The sequence below is a fragment of the Anaerobutyricum soehngenii genome (assembly GCF_009697165.1).
Classification (GTDB): domain Bacteria; phylum Bacillota; class Clostridia; order Lachnospirales; family Lachnospiraceae; genus Anaerobutyricum; species Anaerobutyricum soehngenii.
Genome location: NZ_VULP01000028.1, coordinates 24,950 through 41,366, shown reverse-complemented (window position 1 = coordinate 41,366; position 16,417 = coordinate 24,950). Strand labels below are relative to the sequence as shown.

Annotated in this window: 16 protein-coding genes; 15 read left to right on the top strand and 1 reads right to left on the bottom strand. The window is 37.5% G+C overall.

Annotation, left to right across the window (positions count from 1 at the left end; translation table 11 throughout):
* The 5 genes from FYJ25_RS11695 to FYJ25_RS11675 form a co-directional block, all read left to right on the top strand.
* Positions 1–614, top strand: a 614-nt coding sequence (locus FYJ25_RS11695) for an RNA-guided endonuclease TnpB family protein (RefSeq protein ID WP_154581363.1), incomplete at its 5' end; no start/stop codon positions are given.
* Positions 615–743: 129 nt separating this feature from the next.
* Positions 744–1,445: a helix-turn-helix domain-containing protein gene (locus FYJ25_RS11690; protein WP_167513823.1), complete on the top strand. Its 702-nt coding sequence runs from the start codon at positions 744–746 to the stop codon at positions 1,443–1,445.
* 134 nt (positions 1,446–1,579) lie between these two features.
* Positions 1,580–1,852 carry a hypothetical protein gene (locus FYJ25_RS11685; RefSeq protein WP_005347742.1) on the top strand — a complete coding sequence of 91 codons (273 nt, stop codon included), beginning with the start codon at positions 1,580–1,582 and terminating at the stop codon, positions 1,850–1,852.
* The gene (locus FYJ25_RS11680; protein WP_005347744.1) at positions 1,836–2,114 is read left to right on the top strand and encodes a DUF4160 domain-containing protein; all 279 of its coding nucleotides are present in this window, start codon (positions 1,836–1,838) and stop codon (positions 2,112–2,114) included. The genes FYJ25_RS11685 and FYJ25_RS11680 overlap by 17 nt, the downstream gene beginning before the upstream one ends.
* Before the next feature lie 147 nt (positions 2,115–2,261).
* A complete protein-coding gene (locus tag FYJ25_RS11675; protein ID WP_021906721.1) occupies positions 2,262–2,669 on the top strand; it encodes a recombinase family protein in 408 nt (135 codons plus the stop codon).
* Positions 2,670–3,083: 414 nt separating this feature from the next.
* Here FYJ25_RS11675 and FYJ25_RS11670 read toward each other — a convergent pair whose 3' ends face one another.
* A complete protein-coding gene (locus FYJ25_RS11670; RefSeq protein WP_096240432.1) occupies positions 3,084–4,313 on the bottom strand; it encodes an argininosuccinate synthase in 1,230 nt (409 codons plus the stop codon).
* Between the two features lie 445 nt (positions 4,314–4,758).
* On the opposite strand from FYJ25_RS11670, the gene argC reads away from it, so the two are divergent.
* The 10 genes from argC (at position 4,759) to FYJ25_RS11620 (ending at position 16,415) form a co-directional block, all read left to right on the top strand.
* Positions 4,759–5,799 (top strand): N-acetyl-gamma-glutamyl-phosphate reductase, encoded by a 1,041-nt coding sequence (argC, locus tag FYJ25_RS11665; protein WP_021906723.1) that lies wholly within the window; start codon positions 4,759–4,761, stop codon positions 5,797–5,799.
* Between the two features lie 65 nt (positions 5,800–5,864).
* Entirely contained in the window at positions 5,865–7,091 is a 1,227-nt protein-coding gene (gene argJ / locus FYJ25_RS11660; RefSeq protein WP_096240430.1) for a bifunctional ornithine acetyltransferase/N-acetylglutamate synthase, read from the top strand.
* A 15-nt stretch (positions 7,092–7,106) separates the two neighbouring features.
* Positions 7,107–8,003 (top strand): acetylglutamate kinase, encoded by an 897-nt coding sequence (argB, locus tag FYJ25_RS11655; RefSeq protein ID WP_096240428.1) that lies wholly within the window; start codon positions 7,107–7,109, stop codon positions 8,001–8,003.
* A 131-nt stretch (positions 8,004–8,134) separates the two neighbouring features.
* Complete coding sequence (locus FYJ25_RS11650; protein ID WP_096240426.1) at positions 8,135–9,337, top strand: aspartate aminotransferase family protein; 1,203 nt, start codon at positions 8,135–8,137, stop codon at positions 9,335–9,337.
* A 121-nt stretch (positions 9,338–9,458) separates the two neighbouring features.
* Positions 9,459–9,899 (top strand): DMT family transporter, encoded by a 441-nt coding sequence (locus FYJ25_RS11645; RefSeq protein ID WP_096240424.1) that lies wholly within the window; start codon positions 9,459–9,461, stop codon positions 9,897–9,899.
* 143 nt (positions 9,900–10,042) lie between these two features.
* Positions 10,043–10,660 (top strand): helix-hairpin-helix domain-containing protein, encoded by a 618-nt coding sequence (locus FYJ25_RS11640; protein WP_162290856.1) that lies wholly within the window; start codon positions 10,043–10,045, stop codon positions 10,658–10,660.
* Between the two features lie 8 nt (positions 10,661–10,668).
* Positions 10,669–11,358: a response regulator transcription factor gene (locus FYJ25_RS11635; RefSeq protein ID WP_021906729.1), complete on the top strand. Its 690-nt coding sequence runs from the start codon at positions 10,669–10,671 to the stop codon at positions 11,356–11,358.
* Positions 11,359–11,437: 79 nt separating this feature from the next.
* Entirely contained in the window at positions 11,438–12,802 is a 1,365-nt protein-coding gene (locus tag FYJ25_RS11630; protein WP_147607473.1) for a sensor histidine kinase, read from the top strand.
* 11 nt (positions 12,803–12,813) lie between these two features.
* Positions 12,814–13,815 (top strand): GerMN domain-containing protein, encoded by a 1,002-nt coding sequence (locus tag FYJ25_RS11625; RefSeq protein WP_154581360.1) that lies wholly within the window; start codon positions 12,814–12,816, stop codon positions 13,813–13,815.
* 143 nt (positions 13,816–13,958) lie between these two features.
* On the top strand, positions 13,959–16,415 hold the full coding sequence (locus tag FYJ25_RS11620) for a DNA internalization-related competence protein ComEC/Rec2 (protein WP_154581359.1): 2,457 nt from the start codon (positions 13,959–13,961) through the stop codon (positions 16,413–16,415).
* Positions 16,416–16,417 lie beyond the last annotated feature (2 nt).

The following is a 16,417-nucleotide window of genomic DNA, read 5'->3' as shown; positions in this document are numbered from 1 at the left end:
TTTTTGAGTATGAAGACCAAGTACAGGAAAAGGAACTGCAAAAGTTTTTAGGCTTAGATTTTTCCATGCATGAATTATATCGTGACAGCAACGGTAAGGAGCCTGCCTATCCAAGGTATTACAGGAACGCAGAGAAAAAATTAGCGAGAGAACAACGTAAGCTTTCTAAAATGCAGAAAGGTTCGAACAATCGCAATAAGCAGAGGCTTAAAGTGGCAAAACTTCACGAAAAGGTTTCCAATCAACGAAAAGACTTTCTGCATAAGCAGTCAAGACAGATAACCAATGCTTATGATTGCGTATGTATAGAAGATTTGGATATGAAAGCGATGTCGCGATCACTGAATTTTGGGAAATCTGTTTCGGATAACGGCTGGGGAATGTTCACAACATTTTTGAAATACAAACTGGAGGAACAGGGGAAAAAGCTTGTGAGAGTGGACAGATTTTTTGCAAGCAGCCAGACCTGTTCTGTTTGTGGTTACAAAAATGCAAAAACGAAAAATCTTGCGATAAGAGAGTGGGATTGTCCGCAGTGTGGAACCCATCATGACAGAGATATAAATGCGGCGATAAATATCAGAAATGAAGGAATGCGACTAGTAAATGCATGACCGCAACATAATAACCTAATACAAACCGTGGGACACACGGGGATAGCTCGCATATGCTTAGCACAGTAGTGTTATCGAACGAGAACCAACCTCGGCAGGTGGGGGAGGATGTCACGGGAGCGTGAAAATATGGTTGAGCCAATAAAAGTAGGAAGGTTCATAGCACAAAATCGAAAGAATCTAAATTTGACACAAAAAGAACTGGCAGAAAAATTAGGAGTAACAGACCGGGCGGTTTCAAAGTGGGAAAATGGACGATCTATACCAGATGTAGGAATTATAGAATCTCTTTGCAAAGAATTGAATATAAGTATTGGCGAATTCTTTGCGGGAGAAAAAATACAGGAAAAAGAATATAAAAAAGAAACAGAAAAAATGTTACTTGCTTCCCTTGATGAAAAACAGCTTTATGGAGTACAGATAGTAATCTATATTCTCGAATTTGTGAGCTTGGAATTGCTCATGCTGCCATTTCAATTATCTGAAAAATGGCCTTTTATTAATAGAATAAATATAATTTACTGGATCTTGGCAGCAGTAATTTTTTTCTGTATGTGTTATCTTGATAAAAAAATGCCAGAAAGAAAATTGCGTAATTCAAATAAATGGATACAGGGAATCGAAGCGGCTGTAGGATTCTTGTGGGTGGTATTTCCAATAGCATCAAAGGAAAGAATGAATATATTTCAAGGTATGAGTATTGAGGAAAGTATAGCAATAGGTCTTGAAATAATCATTGGATTTATTATAGTAGTTGGCGTGGCAGTTATACAATCAAAAACGAGAAAGAAAGAATGGGAAGAAGAAAACAATAGTAAAAAACCTGATTGAGCAACATGGTTGTGCCATAGCTTTCCTAAGCCATCACGTCGCGATGTTGTTCAATCAGGATTTAGATTTGAGTTGTTGCAATGTATTATTACTTATATTACAATAAATATAACAGATAGAAGGGAGGGATATTTATGATGTATCCTTTTATGACACTGAATGATGATACGGAAATCACTCATTCTGAGATGAAGGCAGATGGTAGTGTAAAAGTGTATATTGAAACTCCAGATGAAGTAGGTGGATTCCATAATGCAACATGTTGGTTGCCAGCCTATAAATGGGAAAATATTGAAGGATATAGTGATACAGAAATATCCTATTTTAAACAGTTGATTCGTAAGAATGCTCATCTTATTATAGAGTTTTCGCAAGAAGGGGGCGTTTTAAATGCCGCAACTTCTTAGAATTGGACCATACAGTATTTATTTTTGGTCTAATGAAGGTGATCCGTTAGAACCTATTCATGTCCATATATCTGAAGGGCGAGCTAAATCCACTGCAACAAAAATTTGGATTACCAGCACTGGGAATGTAATTCTTTCTAATAATAATTCACAGATTCCTGAAAGAATATTAAAAAAATTAATGCGGATGATAGCTGCAAACAGTGATGATATCATAAACGAATGGATTAACCGTTTTGGTGAAATAAAATATTTTTGTTAACATAATTCTTGGGCTTTGTCTGTTCCTTTATCTCACTCCACATATTTCCCAGATTTTGTGTGAATCTGTATCTATATTAGATTACCTGCTGTTTTATAATAAATAATAATTATTTTTTTTATTATAAATGGACGGGGTGGAATGAAAATGAAAAAGAGAATAGGTATTTATCATTATCAATACTATAGAGGGGCCTGCAAACTATGTTACAGACATTTTATTCAAGAGATGGTAGAATCCTATGAAAAATGCCATGAAGTAGCGGAAGAAATCTATGGAAAAGAGAATTGTGAGTTCCTTCATTATACAGATTTTGGACAATATGATTCAGAAAATACAGACAGACCAGGCTTTCGCCGTATCATGGAAGCGATAGAGAAAAAAGAGTTAGATGTAGTGATGTGTTATGGGCTGAATAACATTACGATCAATGAAGAGCTTTTAATTAAGTTCTATAAATATGTTCGCTCACAGGGAATGGAATTTTTAACAGCTGATCATGGAAGAGATGCGATGAAATATATAGATATCTACATCGAGAAAAATAACTTGTGAGGTTGCAAGACAGACGAACTCCTAAAGATAAATAAAGCATATTTGTGACTTTAGTCGCTGCAGGTTGAATGTTCGCTTAACTGTTTGTATTCAACCTTTGCCCCTAGGCCACAAATATGCTTTATTAAAATGCTTTCTATCAATAATTTAAGCGGCAGGCTTCAGAACTTTAATTTTTCGGAAAGCCACAACCTGCTGGCGAATCCTCAAATCCTCCAACATTAATTCTGATTTTGTTTCTGCAGTTACAGCCAAAGACAGCTCCCCAAAAGAAATAATAACCTATATTTGTGGCCTTAGAGCGAGGATTGAATGTGAGCCTATAAGCGAACATTCAACCCACAGTGATAGAGTCACAAATATAGGTTATTATTTCTTTTAGGGAGCGTCTACCCTGCCTGCAGCAACTCAGAATTATTTACTATGGTTCTTCTCTAATTCCTGCATTCTCATTGCACGAACTTTTAATGGAAGTCCGAATAATGTGATGAATCCTTCAGCATCGTGGTGATCGTACTGATCGCCTGTTGTAAAGGATGCAAGTGTTTCGCTGTAAAGGCTGTATGGAGAAGTTGTTCCGGCTTTGATGATGTTACCTTTATAAAGCTTGAATTTAACTTCACCAGTTACATATTTCTGTGTGGATTCTACGAATGCCTGGATTGCCTCACGAAGTGGTGTGAACCATTTTCCTTCGTATACAACCTGAGCAAGCTTATTACCCATATCTTTCTTTACTGCCATAGTGTCTCGGTCAAGTACGAGTTCTTCTAACTGTCTGTGTGCTTCCATAAGGATTGTTCCGCCTGGAGTTTCATAAACACCACGTGACTTCATACCAACAACGCGGTTCTCTACGATATCAACGATACCGATACCATGCTTTCCACCTAATTCGTTTAACTTACGAATGATATCAGCAACTTTCATTTCTTCGCCATTGATTGTTTTAGGAACGCCGGCTTCAAAAGTCATTGTAAGATATTCTGGTTCATCAGGAGCTTTTTCTGGAGAAACGCCTAATACTAATAAGTGATCATAGTTTGGTTCGCAGGCAGGGTCTTCAAGTTCAAGGCCTTCGTGGCTGATATGCCATAAGTTACGGTCGCGGCTGTAGCTGTTATCTACAGAGAATGGAAGGTGAATGTCATGTGCCTTACAGTATTCAATCTCTGCATCACGAGAATCCATCTGCCACTTGTCATCACGCCATGGAGCGATGATCTTTAAATCAGGAGCTAAAGCTTTGATACCAAGTTCAAAACGAATCTGGTCATTACCTTTACCGGTAGCACCATGACAGATTGCAACGGCATTCTCTTTACGTGCAATCTCAACTAATTTCGCTGCAATTCCAGGACGTGCCATAGAAGTACCGAGAAGGTATTTGTTCTCATATACTGCATCTGCCTGTACGCATGGCATAATGTAGTTTTCGCAGAAATCGTCTGTAATATCTTCTATATATAACTTAGAAGCACCGGAGTAGAGAGCACGTTCTTCTAATCCGTCAAGTTCTTCGCCCTGTCCACAGTCAACACAGCAGCAGATTACATCATAATTATATGTTTCTTTTAACCAAGGGATAATTGCGGTAGTATCAAGACCACCGGAATAGGCTAAAACTACTTTTTCTTTACTCATTCTATATATCCTCCTAAATTTTTCATCAGATGATTAAATTGTCTTATATACTATACGTCATTATAAAGGAAAATGCAAGAGCTTTTTTTGCATATTATTAATAAAAATTAATTAATACTTGCATAAATCGCTTTTTAGCTGTATAATTATGAATAATTTCGAATAAATATGCAAATAAACATGCAAAAATGATGCCTCTTGTTTTTTGGAAAACTTTGTGGGATAATAGAAAACTGAAATTGATTTGCGGTTTTCATATATAGATTATGTATATTCAAGAATGTCTTGGCATTCTTGCTGCGAGATGCGCATCATCTCACATCTGATATAAAAGATGACTACAAAGAGTAAAAAGAATGATAAGGATGCTAAGAATAAAATGTACTCACAAAATCAAGTGAAAGAAAGACTCTGAGAGTACATTAAAGAGAAAGGATGATAAAGAATGATAAGAGCTGGTATTATTGGTTCGACAGGATATGCAGGACAGGAGCTTGTCCGCATTTTACTTGGACATAAAGATGTAGAGATTAAGTGGTATGGTTCTAGAAGTTATATAGATCAGGCATATGCGAGTGTATTTCAGAATATGTTCCAGCTGGTGCCGGATATTTGTAAAGGAGAAGATTTAGAGCAGCTTTGTGAGGAGGTTGATGTTGTATTTACGGCTACTCCGCAGGGGCTTTGTTCTTCTTTAGTAAGTGAGAATGTATTATCTAAGGTAAAGATTATTGATCTGAGCGCTGATTTCCGTATTAAAGATGTAGACACATATGAGAAGTGGTATGGAATCAAACATCAGAGTCCACAGTTTATTGAAGAAGCTGTTTATGGGCTTTGTGAAGTGAACAGAGATAAGATTAAGAATGCCAGATTGATCGCAAATCCAGGATGTTATCCGACCTGTTCTTTCCTTTCTATTTATCCGTTAGCTAAGGCAGGGCTTATTGATATGAAGTCAGTGATCGTAGATGCAAAGTCTGGAACATCTGGAGCTGGAAGAGGAGCTAAGGTTGCGAATCTTTACTGTGAGGTTAATGAGAGTATTAAGGCGTATGGTGTAGCAACACATCGTCATACACCGGAGATTGAGGAGCAGTTATCTTATGCATCCGGACAGGAAGCGGTTATTAACTTTACGCCACATCTTGTTCCGATGAACAGAGGTATTTTAGTAACAGCTTATGCAAATCTGGTTAAGGATGTTACGGAAGAAGAGCTTCGTAAGATTTATGAAGATGCATATAAAGATGAACAGTTTGTACGTTTCTTAAATGCAGGTGTATGTCCGGAAACCCGCTGGGTAGAGGGAAGTAATTATGTAGATGTCAATGTGAAGTTAGATGAGAGAACACATCGTGTCATTATGATGGGTGCGATGGATAATCTTGTAAAAGGTGCAGCCGGACAGGCTGTGCAGAATATGAATTTATTATTTGGTCTGCCGGAAACAGAAGGACTTTTAATGCCTCCTGTATTCCCATAAACAATTATTTTGATTTTTACAAGGTAAACATATAAGGTAAATATATTCTGAAGCTGGAGGTTATTATGAGAGTGATAGAAGGTGGCGTTACTGCCGCAAAGGGATATAAAGCAGCAGGTCTTCGTGCCGGGATTAAGGCAGGAAAGACAAATAAAGATATGGCAATGATTTATTCTGAAAAAGAAGCAGTTTGTGCAGGAACATTTACAAAGAATGTTGTGAAAGCAGCTCCGGTTTTTTGGGATAGAGATGTTGTATATAAGGAAGGAAAGGCACAGGCCGTTGTCGTAAACAGTGGAATTGCGAATGCGTGTACAGGAGAAGAAGGGCTTGCGAATTGTAAGAAAGAAGCACAGAAGGCAGGAGAACTTCTTAACGTAGCACCAGAGCATGTGCTGGTAGCTTCTACCGGAGTAATTGGAGCACAGCTGGTGATGGATGTTGTCGAAAAAGGAATTGAGATGCTGGTTCCACAGCTTGCTTATGGAAAGGAAGCTGGAGAGGATGCCGCAACAGCTATTTTAACAACAGATACCTGCAAGAAAGAAATCGCAGTAGAATGTACGCTCGGCGGAAAGACAGTAACACTTGGCGGTATGTGTAAAGGTGCTGGTATGATTCATCCAAATATGGGAACCATGCTTTCCTTTATTACAAGTGATGCGGCAATTGATCAGAAGCTTTTACAGCAGTTTTTAAGTGAGATTGTAGAGGATACCTTCAATATGATTTCCGTAGATGGAGATACTTCAACGAATGATACCTGCCTTGTACTTTGTAATGGTATGGCAGAGAATTCGGTAATTACAGAAGAGAATGAGGACGCTGAAGAATTTAAGGCAGCACTCGCTTACGTTATGGAATATCTTGCAAAACAGATTGCAGGAGATGGCGAAGGATGTAACCGTCTTTTTGAAGTAACCTGTAATGGGGCTGCAACAAAGGAGGATGCGAAGATTATCAGTAAGGCTGTTGTATGTTCGACTTTAACAAAGGCAGCTGTATTTGGAAAGGATGCTAACTGGGGAAGAATTCTCTGTGCGATGGGATACAGTGGAGTAACATTTGATCCAGGGAAAGTAGATATTGTTTTAGAGAGTGAAGAAGGAAGCCTTGCTATTGTAAAAGATGGTATTGCAACGGATTACAGTGAAGAAAAGGCAACACAGATTCTTTCAGCAGATCCGGTGAAGGCGATTCTCGATATTCATGCCGGAGAGGAAAAAGCAACCGCATGGGGATGCGACCTTACTTACGAATATGTAAAAATTAATGCAGACTACCGTTCATAAAGAGGAGATAGAGATATGACAGAAATGGAAATCAACAACAATGTAGATGAAATTATGACAAAAGCGAATACGCTGATTGAAGCGTTACCTTATATCCGTCGTTTTAATGGAGCAACAATTATTGTAAAGTATGGTGGAAGTGCCATGCTTGATGATCAGTTAAAAATGAACGTAATTAAAGATGTTGCTTTGCTTAAGTTAGTTGGTATGCGTCCGATCATTGTTCATGGTGGTGGAAAAGAAATCAGTAAGTGGGTAAAACTCAGTGGAAAAGAACCAGAATTTTATAATGGTCTTCGTGTGACAGATAAAGATACCATGAATGTTGCGGAGATGGTTCTTAATAAAGTAAATAAAGAACTTGTTGGTCTGATGCAGAAGATGGGTGTCAATGCGGTAGGTCTTTGTGGTAAAGACGGAAATATGATTCGTGTTAACAAGAAGATGCCAGATGGAAAGGATATCGGATTTGTAGGTGAAGTTTCTACAGTAAATACAGATCTTTTAAATACATTAATGGATAATGATTTTATTCCTGTAATTGCACCAATTGGTCTTGATGATGAATTTAATGCGTACAATATCAACGCAGATGATGCTGCCTGTGGTGTAGCAAAAGCGATGAATGCAGAAAAGTTAGTATTTCTTACAGATATTGAAGGGGTCTTTATTGATCCAACGAATAAAAAGACATTAATTTCTGAGATGGATATTAAATCTGCAAAAGAATTTATTGAGAATGGTGTAGTTGGGGGAGGGATGCTTCCAAAACTCAATAACTGTATTGATGCGATTGAACAGGGCGTTTCAAGAGTACATATCTTAGATGGCCGCGTGGCACATTGCCTTCTTTTGGAGTTCTTTACAGAAAAGGGTATTGGTACTGCTATTTTAAAAGAGCCTCTTTTTTAATATAAGATGTACTCTCGGAGTCTAAATCAAGCACAAAACGATTCCGAGAGTACATTATAGAATAAAAAACAGAACTTCAAACAATTATATAAATACTTTACAGTGGTTAAATTAAGTGAGGAGTGAACAGTATGACAAAGATGCAGGAATATATGCAAAAGGGAGAAGATTATATTTTAAAAACATATAATCGATATCCGGTTGTATTTGAAAAAGGAGACGGTGTTTGTCTTTATGATATGGATGGAAAGAGATATCTTGATTTTGCAGCAGGTATTGCAGTATTTGCATTAGGATATAATAATAAAACATACAATGATGCATTAAAAGAACAAATTGACAAGATCTTACATACTTCTAATCTTTATTATAATCAACCGGCGATCGATGCCGCAGAGAAAATCGTTAAGACTTCAAAAATGTCTAAAGTATTCTTTACAAACAGCGGTACAGAAGCGATTGAGGGTGCTTTAAAAGTGGCAAGAAAGTATGCTTATTTAAAAGATCCTTCCAAAGACTATGAATTTATTGCTATGAATCATTCTTTTCATGGAAGAAGTCAGGGAGCATTATCTGTAACAGGCAATGCACATTATCAGGATGGTTTTGTACCGGTAGAAATGCGTGCAGTATTTGCAGATTTTAACGATCTTGATGATGTAAAGTCTAAGATTACTGATAAGACATGCGGTATTATCTGTGAGGTTGTTCAGGGTGAAGGCGGAATTTATCCAGCAAAGAAAGAGTTTTTAGAAGGACTTAGAAAACTTTGCGATGAGAAAGATATCCTGCTTATATTTGATGAAGTACAGTGTGGTATGGGAAGATGCGGTTCTTTGTATGCTCATGATCTTTATGGAGTGAAACCGGATGTTATGGCACTTGCCAAAGCACTTGGCTGTGGTGTTCCGGTAGGAGCTTTTGTAACAAATGAGAAAGCTTCTCATGCCTTAGTGCCAGGAGATCATGGAACAACTTACGGTGGAAATCCATTTGCAACAGCAGCGGTGTGTGAAGTATTCCGTCAGTTTGAAGAAAGGGATATCGTATCTCACGTGAATGAAGTGGGAGCCTATTTATATGAAAAGCTTGAAGAAGTGAATAATCAGTTTGCACAGATTAAAGCACATCGTGGTGTTGGTCTGATGCAGGGACTTGAATTTGAAAAACCTGTTGGGGATATTATTGTTACTGCTTTGAAAAAGGGTCTGGTTATTATTTCAGCAGGAGCCAATATTATTCGTTTTGTTCCGCCGCTGGTTATTGAGAAGAAAGATGTGGATGAAATGATTGCCATTCTTACGGAAACATTGAAAGAGAATGGAATTCAGTAAAAATTAAATATCGTATAAAAAAGTAAAAAATCTCCATACTAAAAGAAAGGTACTCAGGGAATCTTTCTGTGCTTGATTTTGTGAGTACATAAAAATAAAGGAAAAAGTATGGAGGTTTTTTATGTTTGGAATTATTGCAGCGCTGCTATCCGGAGCGCTTATGAGTATTCAGGGAGTTTTTAACACAGAAGTAACGAAGCAGACAGGGACATGGCTTACCAATTCTTTTGTGCAGTGTACGGGTTTTCTTGTCTGTCTTATTATATGGTTTTTTAAAGAAAGAAAAAAGAATCCGCCAATAGAAATTTTGACAGTAGAACCGAAATATTATCTTTTAGGAGGGGTTATAGGGGCATTTATTACATTTACTGTAATTGCAGGGATGTCAGCGTTAGGACCGGCAAAAGCAGTGATGCTTATTGTGGCGGCACAGCTTATTGTGGCATATCTTATTGAAGTATTCGGAATCTTTGGAGTGGAAAAAAGTGGATTTGATTGGATGAAATTATTAGGAACGGGACTGTTTCTTGCAGGAATCATTCTATTTAAAGCAAGAGAGTAAAAGAAAATTGTCATATCCTCTTGTGTTTTTTTTAGATATTCGGTATTATTAATAAGACTATGGACAATATGCAAAGGCAACATTTTCTGCGGAATATGAAGAAATATTCCGGAACTGTTTCAGTAAGGAGGAGAATTCCTGATTTGAGACGGAGTATAGTGAGAAGGTTGATTAGCACAGCACTTGGAATCGTAATGATTATTTTGTCAGGCTGTTCTTTTTCTGTTCCTGTAAGAGAGGAAGAAAGTATAGATTCTACAGCTATTGTAAGGGCAGAAAGAAAGACAGAATGGAATACAGAGCAGACGAAAGAGACAGAGATTTATGTTCACGTCTGTGGATGTGTGAAGAAGCCGGGAGTATATTCGTTACATTTTGGTGCGAGAACGCAGGAGGCGATCAATGCCGCCGGAGGTTTTTCGGAGAAAGCGAATCAGACAGCATGGAATTTGGCGGAAGTTCTTCAGGATGGAATGCAGATTTATGTTCCGTCAAAAGATGAGGCGAAGGAAGCGCTTAATGAAGAGCAATCTTCACAAAAAGATTTGTCAGCTTCCCAAAGAAAAGATACGGTGAACATTAATAGAGCATCGAAAGAGGATCTGGTAACCCTGCCGGGGATTGGAGAATCAAGAGCAGATGCGATTATTGCCCGCCGGGAAGAAAAGGGAACCTTTACTTCCATAGAGGAAATTAAAGATGTCGCTGGAATAGGAGATGGCATTTTTAATCGAATAAAAGATTTAATTACAGTTAACTGAGGTGTGTTATGGGAAAAAAAGTGCTGGTTGTCGATGATGAGCGTCTGATTGTAAAGGGAATTAAATTTTCTCTTGTACAGGATGATATGGAAGTTGACTGCGCCTATGATGGGGAAGAAGCCCTTGAGATGGCTAAGAAGACAGAGTACGATATTGTTCTTCTTGATGTGATGCTTCCGAAGATGGATGGGTTTGAAGTCTGCCAGAGGATTCGGGAATTTTCTAATATGCCAATTATCATGCTGACAGCAAAAGGTGATGACATGGACAAGATTCTCGGTCTGGAGTATGGAGCAGATGATTATATTACAAAACCATTTAATATTCTTGAAGTAAAGGCCAGAATTAAGGCCATCATGCGCAGAAGCTCCAAGAGAGTAACAGAAGATGAGAAGAAGAAAGTATTTGAGAAGAATGGATTGAAGATAGATTGCGACAGCAGAAGAGTATTTGTTGAGGGAAGTGAAGTGAAACTTACCGCCAAAGAATATGATTTGTTAGAACTTCTTTCTTTCCATCCTAACAAAGTTTACAGCAGAGAGAATCTGCTCAATATTGTATGGGGGTATGATTATCCGGGGGATGTTCGTACAGTGGACGTACATATCCGAAGGCTTCGTGAAAAGATCGAAAAGAATCCGGGTGAGCCGCTTTATATTCATACAAAATGGGGGGTAGGATACTATTTCCAAGATTAGTATAAGGAGAGTTTTCCGCTATATTTCATTATATCAGGTAGTCGGAATCTTAACATTTTTCCTGATTAATATTTTTTTGATAGTGGGAATTTCAAGTCAGATCAATTATTATGAGAAAAAGGCGATTGATCAGAGAGTACGGTACACACAAAAGCAGTGTGCCGTACTTTCTAATCAGATTGTAAATAACGGATTCCGAAATTATAATATGAGCAGTCTTTCGGGAGAGTCTGGGGCGAGTATATTTGAAGTGGAGCAGCTTGCCAATAATCTTGAGGGGAGGATTCTGTTAATAGACAGCCGCTTTAAGATTCTTGCTGACACATATAATCGTAACTGTGGAAAGTACCTTGTTACAAAAGAGACGATTCATGCTATGAACGGTGAAGAAGTTTCCTACCGATATATAGGGGATCAATATCTTCAGATTATTCTTCCCATAGAGGATAAGAGCAGTGAAAAGCCAGATATAAGAGGATTGATCATTGCAGTTGTTTCGCTGCATAATTGTAATGAGATGTCGGAATATCTATATGATCAGAGAGATAATCTTCTTGGTATTTTTATAATCATTACAATAATTTTCAGTGTTCTCGTTGCACTTCTCATTCGTAATAGTTTTCGAAGAATGCAAAATGAACTTGATATTATTGCAGCAGGACATCAGGAAGAAGGATTGGTTGAAGAGAATTTTAGAGAATTTTATAATCTTTCCTCTACTTTTAATAAGATTATTAATCGATATAAGGAACTGGAGAATACAAGACAGGAATTTGTATCGAACGTTTCTCATGAATTAAAGACACCGATCACTTCTATGAAGATTCTGGCAGATTCCCTGTTGATGCAGCCAGATGTTCCAGTGGAGCTTTATGAAGAATTTATGAATGATATTGTTCATGAGATTGACAGGGAGAATCAGATCATTACAGATTTGCTTACATTAGTGAAGATGGATAAAACGCAGGCAAATTTAAATATTTCCTCTGTAAAGATTAATGATCTGTTAGAGGTGTTGTTAAAGAGGATTTCTCCTATTGCGGAAAAGAGAGGCATTAAGATTCGTTTGGAGACGATGCGTGAAGTAATAGCAGAAGTAGATGAGGTAAAGCTTTCTCTGGCATGCAATAATCTTATTGAGAATGCTGTAAAGTATAATGATGATAACGGAAGTGTAGATGTTTCACTGAATGCGGATCATAAGTTCTTTTATATTCGTGTAAAAGATACGGGATGTGGTATTCCGGAAGATTGTCAGGAACAGATTTTTGAACGTTTTTATCGGGTAGATAAGGCACGTTCAAGAGAAACAGGCGGTACCGGTCTTGGTCTTGCTATAACAAGAAATGTTATTTTAATGCATAAAGGTTCCATTCGTGTTCACAGCAAGGAAGGAGAGGGTTCAACATTTATTATCCGTATCCCTCTCAATTATATTGGATAGGAGACAGACACATGAGAAGATTAAAGAGAAAAGGATATCTGTTATTTTTCCTGAGTCTGCTTTTATTAAGTACTTTGTGTGGATGCGGTGGCAATACGGCATCTTCCGCAGCATCAAAGGAAAAGACGGACAGTGGGGAAGGGATAACAACAGAAGCGGCAGAAGATAAGAATACGATTAGCTTATATTATCTGAATGCAGAAGAAGATGGGTTTAAAAAGGTTCCATATACTTTACAGAATCCGAATGATTCGGTAAAGGCATCTTATGAAGTACTTTATAAACTTTCCGATACGGAAGGGAATAATACAAGTGAGTATAAGGCATCCATTTTTGATGGGATTGCAGTGAATGATGTTTCTCCTTTGGAAAACGGAAAGGAGAATATAGACTTTGGTGCGGCCTATGGTCAGCTTAGTCATGTAAAAGAAGTATTACTTCGTACATCTGTTGTGAAGTCGCTGCTTCAGATCAAAGGAGTTGAAGGGATTACTTTTTCTGTCAATGGTTCTAGTTTATTAGATACAGATAAAGTTCCGGTAGGGCTGATGAATGAGGATACTCTTTTGACAGATGATGGAGAGAAGAGTATTTATTCAGAAAAGAAAAAAGTAAAACTATATTATACGAATAAGACAGGAGATAAGCTTATTTCCTGTTTTAGAGAAGTGGAAGTAAAGAATAATGTTCCACTTGAAACGCAGGTTCTTCTTATGCTGAAGAATCCTCCGGCTTCAAAGAAGAATTTGAAGAGTCCGCTCTCACAGGATTTTCATGTGAATCAGACGCAGATTATGAATAATACCTGTTATGTGGATTTGAGCAGTGATATAGAGAATGCTGTAGCAGATGTAAAGGAAAAGATTACGGTGTATGCGATGGTGAATACTCTTACTGATCTAGATACTGCTTATCAGGTTCAGTTTACGATTGATGGGAAAAGAGTCAGTAAGTTAAATGAATTTGAAAAGTTCGATACGCTTCTGACAAGTAATTTTTCTTTATGTAAATAATATGATGTCAGGGTTAAAAGGTCAAAACGCCGTTCGTGCTTGTACGATAAGGTGTTTGACTTTGGGACCCTAACATCATAATATTGACCGTAGATCAGGTATACGTATAGGTGATTTGCGATGAACCAATAAAGGGAGAATAAGTGAAAAGACCATTTTTTCTGTTTTTTATGGGGCTTGTGCTTGGAGAGGCTGCAGCCATTTCTTTAAACAGGACAGGTTTTTTTGTGATGGCTTTGTTTCTTTTTATTCTTATTTTAATCTGTTTTGGATTGTATCAGAGAATAAAAAGAAAACGGAGCCTTCTTTTTATATATGCAATTATATTTTATGGTTTATTTTTTGCCGGAGGTCTTTTGCTTCTTAGAGCAGAATACCCGGATACGGCAGATCAGATACTTGCGAAAAGAGAGATTGATGGTACATTAAGCGGAAATGTAGAGTTTGTAAAGAAAACAGCGGAAGGGGAGTACCAGCTTACATTAAGTGAAGTTTCATTTTGGGAAGAAGGGAAGGGTTCTTTAAAGTATAAAAAAGAAAGTTATTTTTTTGAAAATTATAAATTAAGGGCGAAATGCCGTATTTTAAAGATTAAAGTATCTGAAAAGAAGATTTATCCGGGAGATCAGATCAGTTGTACAGGCAGACTGAGTGCAATCAAAGAAACTTCTAATCCAGGAGAATTTGATGCAAGAACATATTATTATTCCTTAGGAATCCGCTATCAGTTTTTTGGAAAGGCGATTAGCAGAAAGAAGGAACGGCCTTTGTCAGTATATCGGATGGCAGGCAGGGTAAGAGAAAGAATGGATGCAGTTTATCGCTATATACTTTCTGAAAATGAATATGGTTTATTAAAAGCAATGTTTCTGGGAGATAAGACAGAACTGTCTAGTGAAGAGAAACGTTTATATGAAGAAAATGGAGTGGCGCATCTGTTGGCCGTTTCCGGTCTTCACGTTTCTATCGTTGGAGGAATGTTGTTTCGTTTTTTAAGAAAAAGAAAGTTTAGTTATGCTGTTTCATGTATCTGTTCAAGCTTTGTTCTGTTATTCTATGCGATTATGACCGGTTTTGGAAATTCTGTTTTCCGGGCGGTCATTATGTTTTTGATTTTTTTACTAGCACAATATTTCGGAGCGGAATATGATATGGTTTCTTCTATGAGTCTGGCGGGAATATTAATGTTATATGACGATCCGCTGAGAATTCTGGAAAGTGGATGTATTATTTCATTTACTTCTATTTTTGCCATTGGAATGATTGTTCCTTTTGCGAAAGAACTGGAGGAAAAACGAAGAAAAAGTAAATTGATACCGGGTGAATTCTTAATAGAAAGCAAGTGGAAGAAAAGAATAAGGCAGGATTTTTTAACAAGTGTTATTATTTCTATGGTAATTGGTCCGTTATTGCTGCGGTTTTATTATCAGTGGAGTCCATATAGTGTTTTGCTGAATCTTTTTGTAATTCCGGCAATGAGCCCGCTTTTGCTTAGTGCGATTACAGGTGGAGTCGTGGGATTGTTTCAGCTATGGGCAGGCATGGCAGGATGTATCCCCGCAGTCCTATTGTTAAGAGGCTTTCATGTGATATTCCAGTTTATTCATAAGATGCCGGGTGCTGTTATTGTAACAGGGTGTCCATCATGGTGGAAGATTCTCCTTTTTTATCTGGTAGAACTGTGTCTGTTTATTTGCTGGTATTATCGTTTATGGAGTGTGGGATGTGTTTTTATACTTATCTTGATTGCAGGAAGATTCTGCAGACCGGTGCCTCCTTTACAGATCAGTATGCTTGACGTAGGTCAGGGAGAATGTATTTTTTTAAAAACCCCTGCAAACGAAACCGTATTGATTGATGGGGGCAGTACATCAAAGAAACATATCGCAGACTATACGATTCTTCCTGCCTTGAAATATTATGGAACAGATCATCTAGATTATGTTATAATAACCCATACGGATGAGGATCATATTTCGGGGATAAGAGAATTGTTAGAAGAAGAGTATCCTGTGAAAAATATTATTCTTCCGGATACGTTAGCGATGCGTTTCCCTGAACAAAAGACAGAAAAAAGGGAAGTACAGGAAAAAGACAGAGAAAGCAAGAAAAATATATTGGAAGTTATAAAAAAGAGTAACGCCAATGTTTTAAAAATAAGTAAGGGAGATATTATAAAGCTTGACAGAATAAGCCTATCTTGTCTTCATCCAGTAAAAGGATGGGATGATGAAGATGTTAACAGTGGTTCTATAGTATTTGCTCTCTCATATGAAAAGTTTACGATGCTGTTTACAGGTGATCTGCCAGGAGAACAGGAAGCATTGTTCATGAAAGAGGTACCGTCACCTGTTTCTATTTTAAAAACAGCGCATCATGGCTCAAAGAATTCTACGACAGATTTATTCTTAAAAATGGTGCATCCTCAAAAAGCAATATTGTCAGCCGGAAAAAATAATTTATATGGGCATCCACATAAGGAAACCATAAAAAGACTGCAAAAAAATGGAGCAGATATTTACGGAACTTTATGGGGAGGTGCGATTCATATCGAGAGTAACGGGCAAAAGTATCAGATAAATTATTTTAAAAATCAATGAAC

Excerpts from the sequence above, each read along its gene's own strand:
- FYJ25_RS11690 (WP_167513823.1), top strand. The coding sequence starts at position 744 with ATGGTTGAGCCAATAAAAGTAGGAAGGTTCATAGCACAAAATCGAAAG.
- FYJ25_RS11685 (WP_005347742.1), top strand. The coding sequence starts at position 1,580 with ATGATGTATCCTTTTATGACACTGAATGATGATACGGAAATCACTCAT.
- FYJ25_RS11680 (WP_005347744.1), top strand. The coding sequence starts at position 1,836 with ATGCCGCAACTTCTTAGAATTGGACCATACAGTATTTATTTTTGGTCT.
- FYJ25_RS11675 (WP_021906721.1), top strand. The coding sequence starts at position 2,262 with ATGAAAAAGAGAATAGGTATTTATCATTATCAATACTATAGAGGGGCC.
- FYJ25_RS11670 (WP_096240432.1), bottom strand. The coding sequence starts at position 4,313 with ATGAGTAAAGAAAAAGTAGTTTTAGCCTATTCCGGTGGTCTTGATACT.
- argC (WP_021906723.1), top strand. The coding sequence starts at position 4,759 with ATGATAAGAGCTGGTATTATTGGTTCGACAGGATATGCAGGACAGGAG.
- argJ (WP_096240430.1), top strand. The coding sequence starts at position 5,865 with ATGAGAGTGATAGAAGGTGGCGTTACTGCCGCAAAGGGATATAAAGCA.
- argB (WP_096240428.1), top strand. The coding sequence starts at position 7,107 with ATGACAGAAATGGAAATCAACAACAATGTAGATGAAATTATGACAAAA.
- FYJ25_RS11650 (WP_096240426.1), top strand. The coding sequence starts at position 8,135 with ATGACAAAGATGCAGGAATATATGCAAAAGGGAGAAGATTATATTTTA.
- FYJ25_RS11645 (WP_096240424.1), top strand. The coding sequence starts at position 9,459 with ATGTTTGGAATTATTGCAGCGCTGCTATCCGGAGCGCTTATGAGTATT.
- FYJ25_RS11635 (WP_021906729.1), top strand. The coding sequence starts at position 10,669 with ATGGGAAAAAAAGTGCTGGTTGTCGATGATGAGCGTCTGATTGTAAAG.
- FYJ25_RS11625 (WP_154581360.1), top strand. The coding sequence starts at position 12,814 with ATGAGAAGATTAAAGAGAAAAGGATATCTGTTATTTTTCCTGAGTCTG.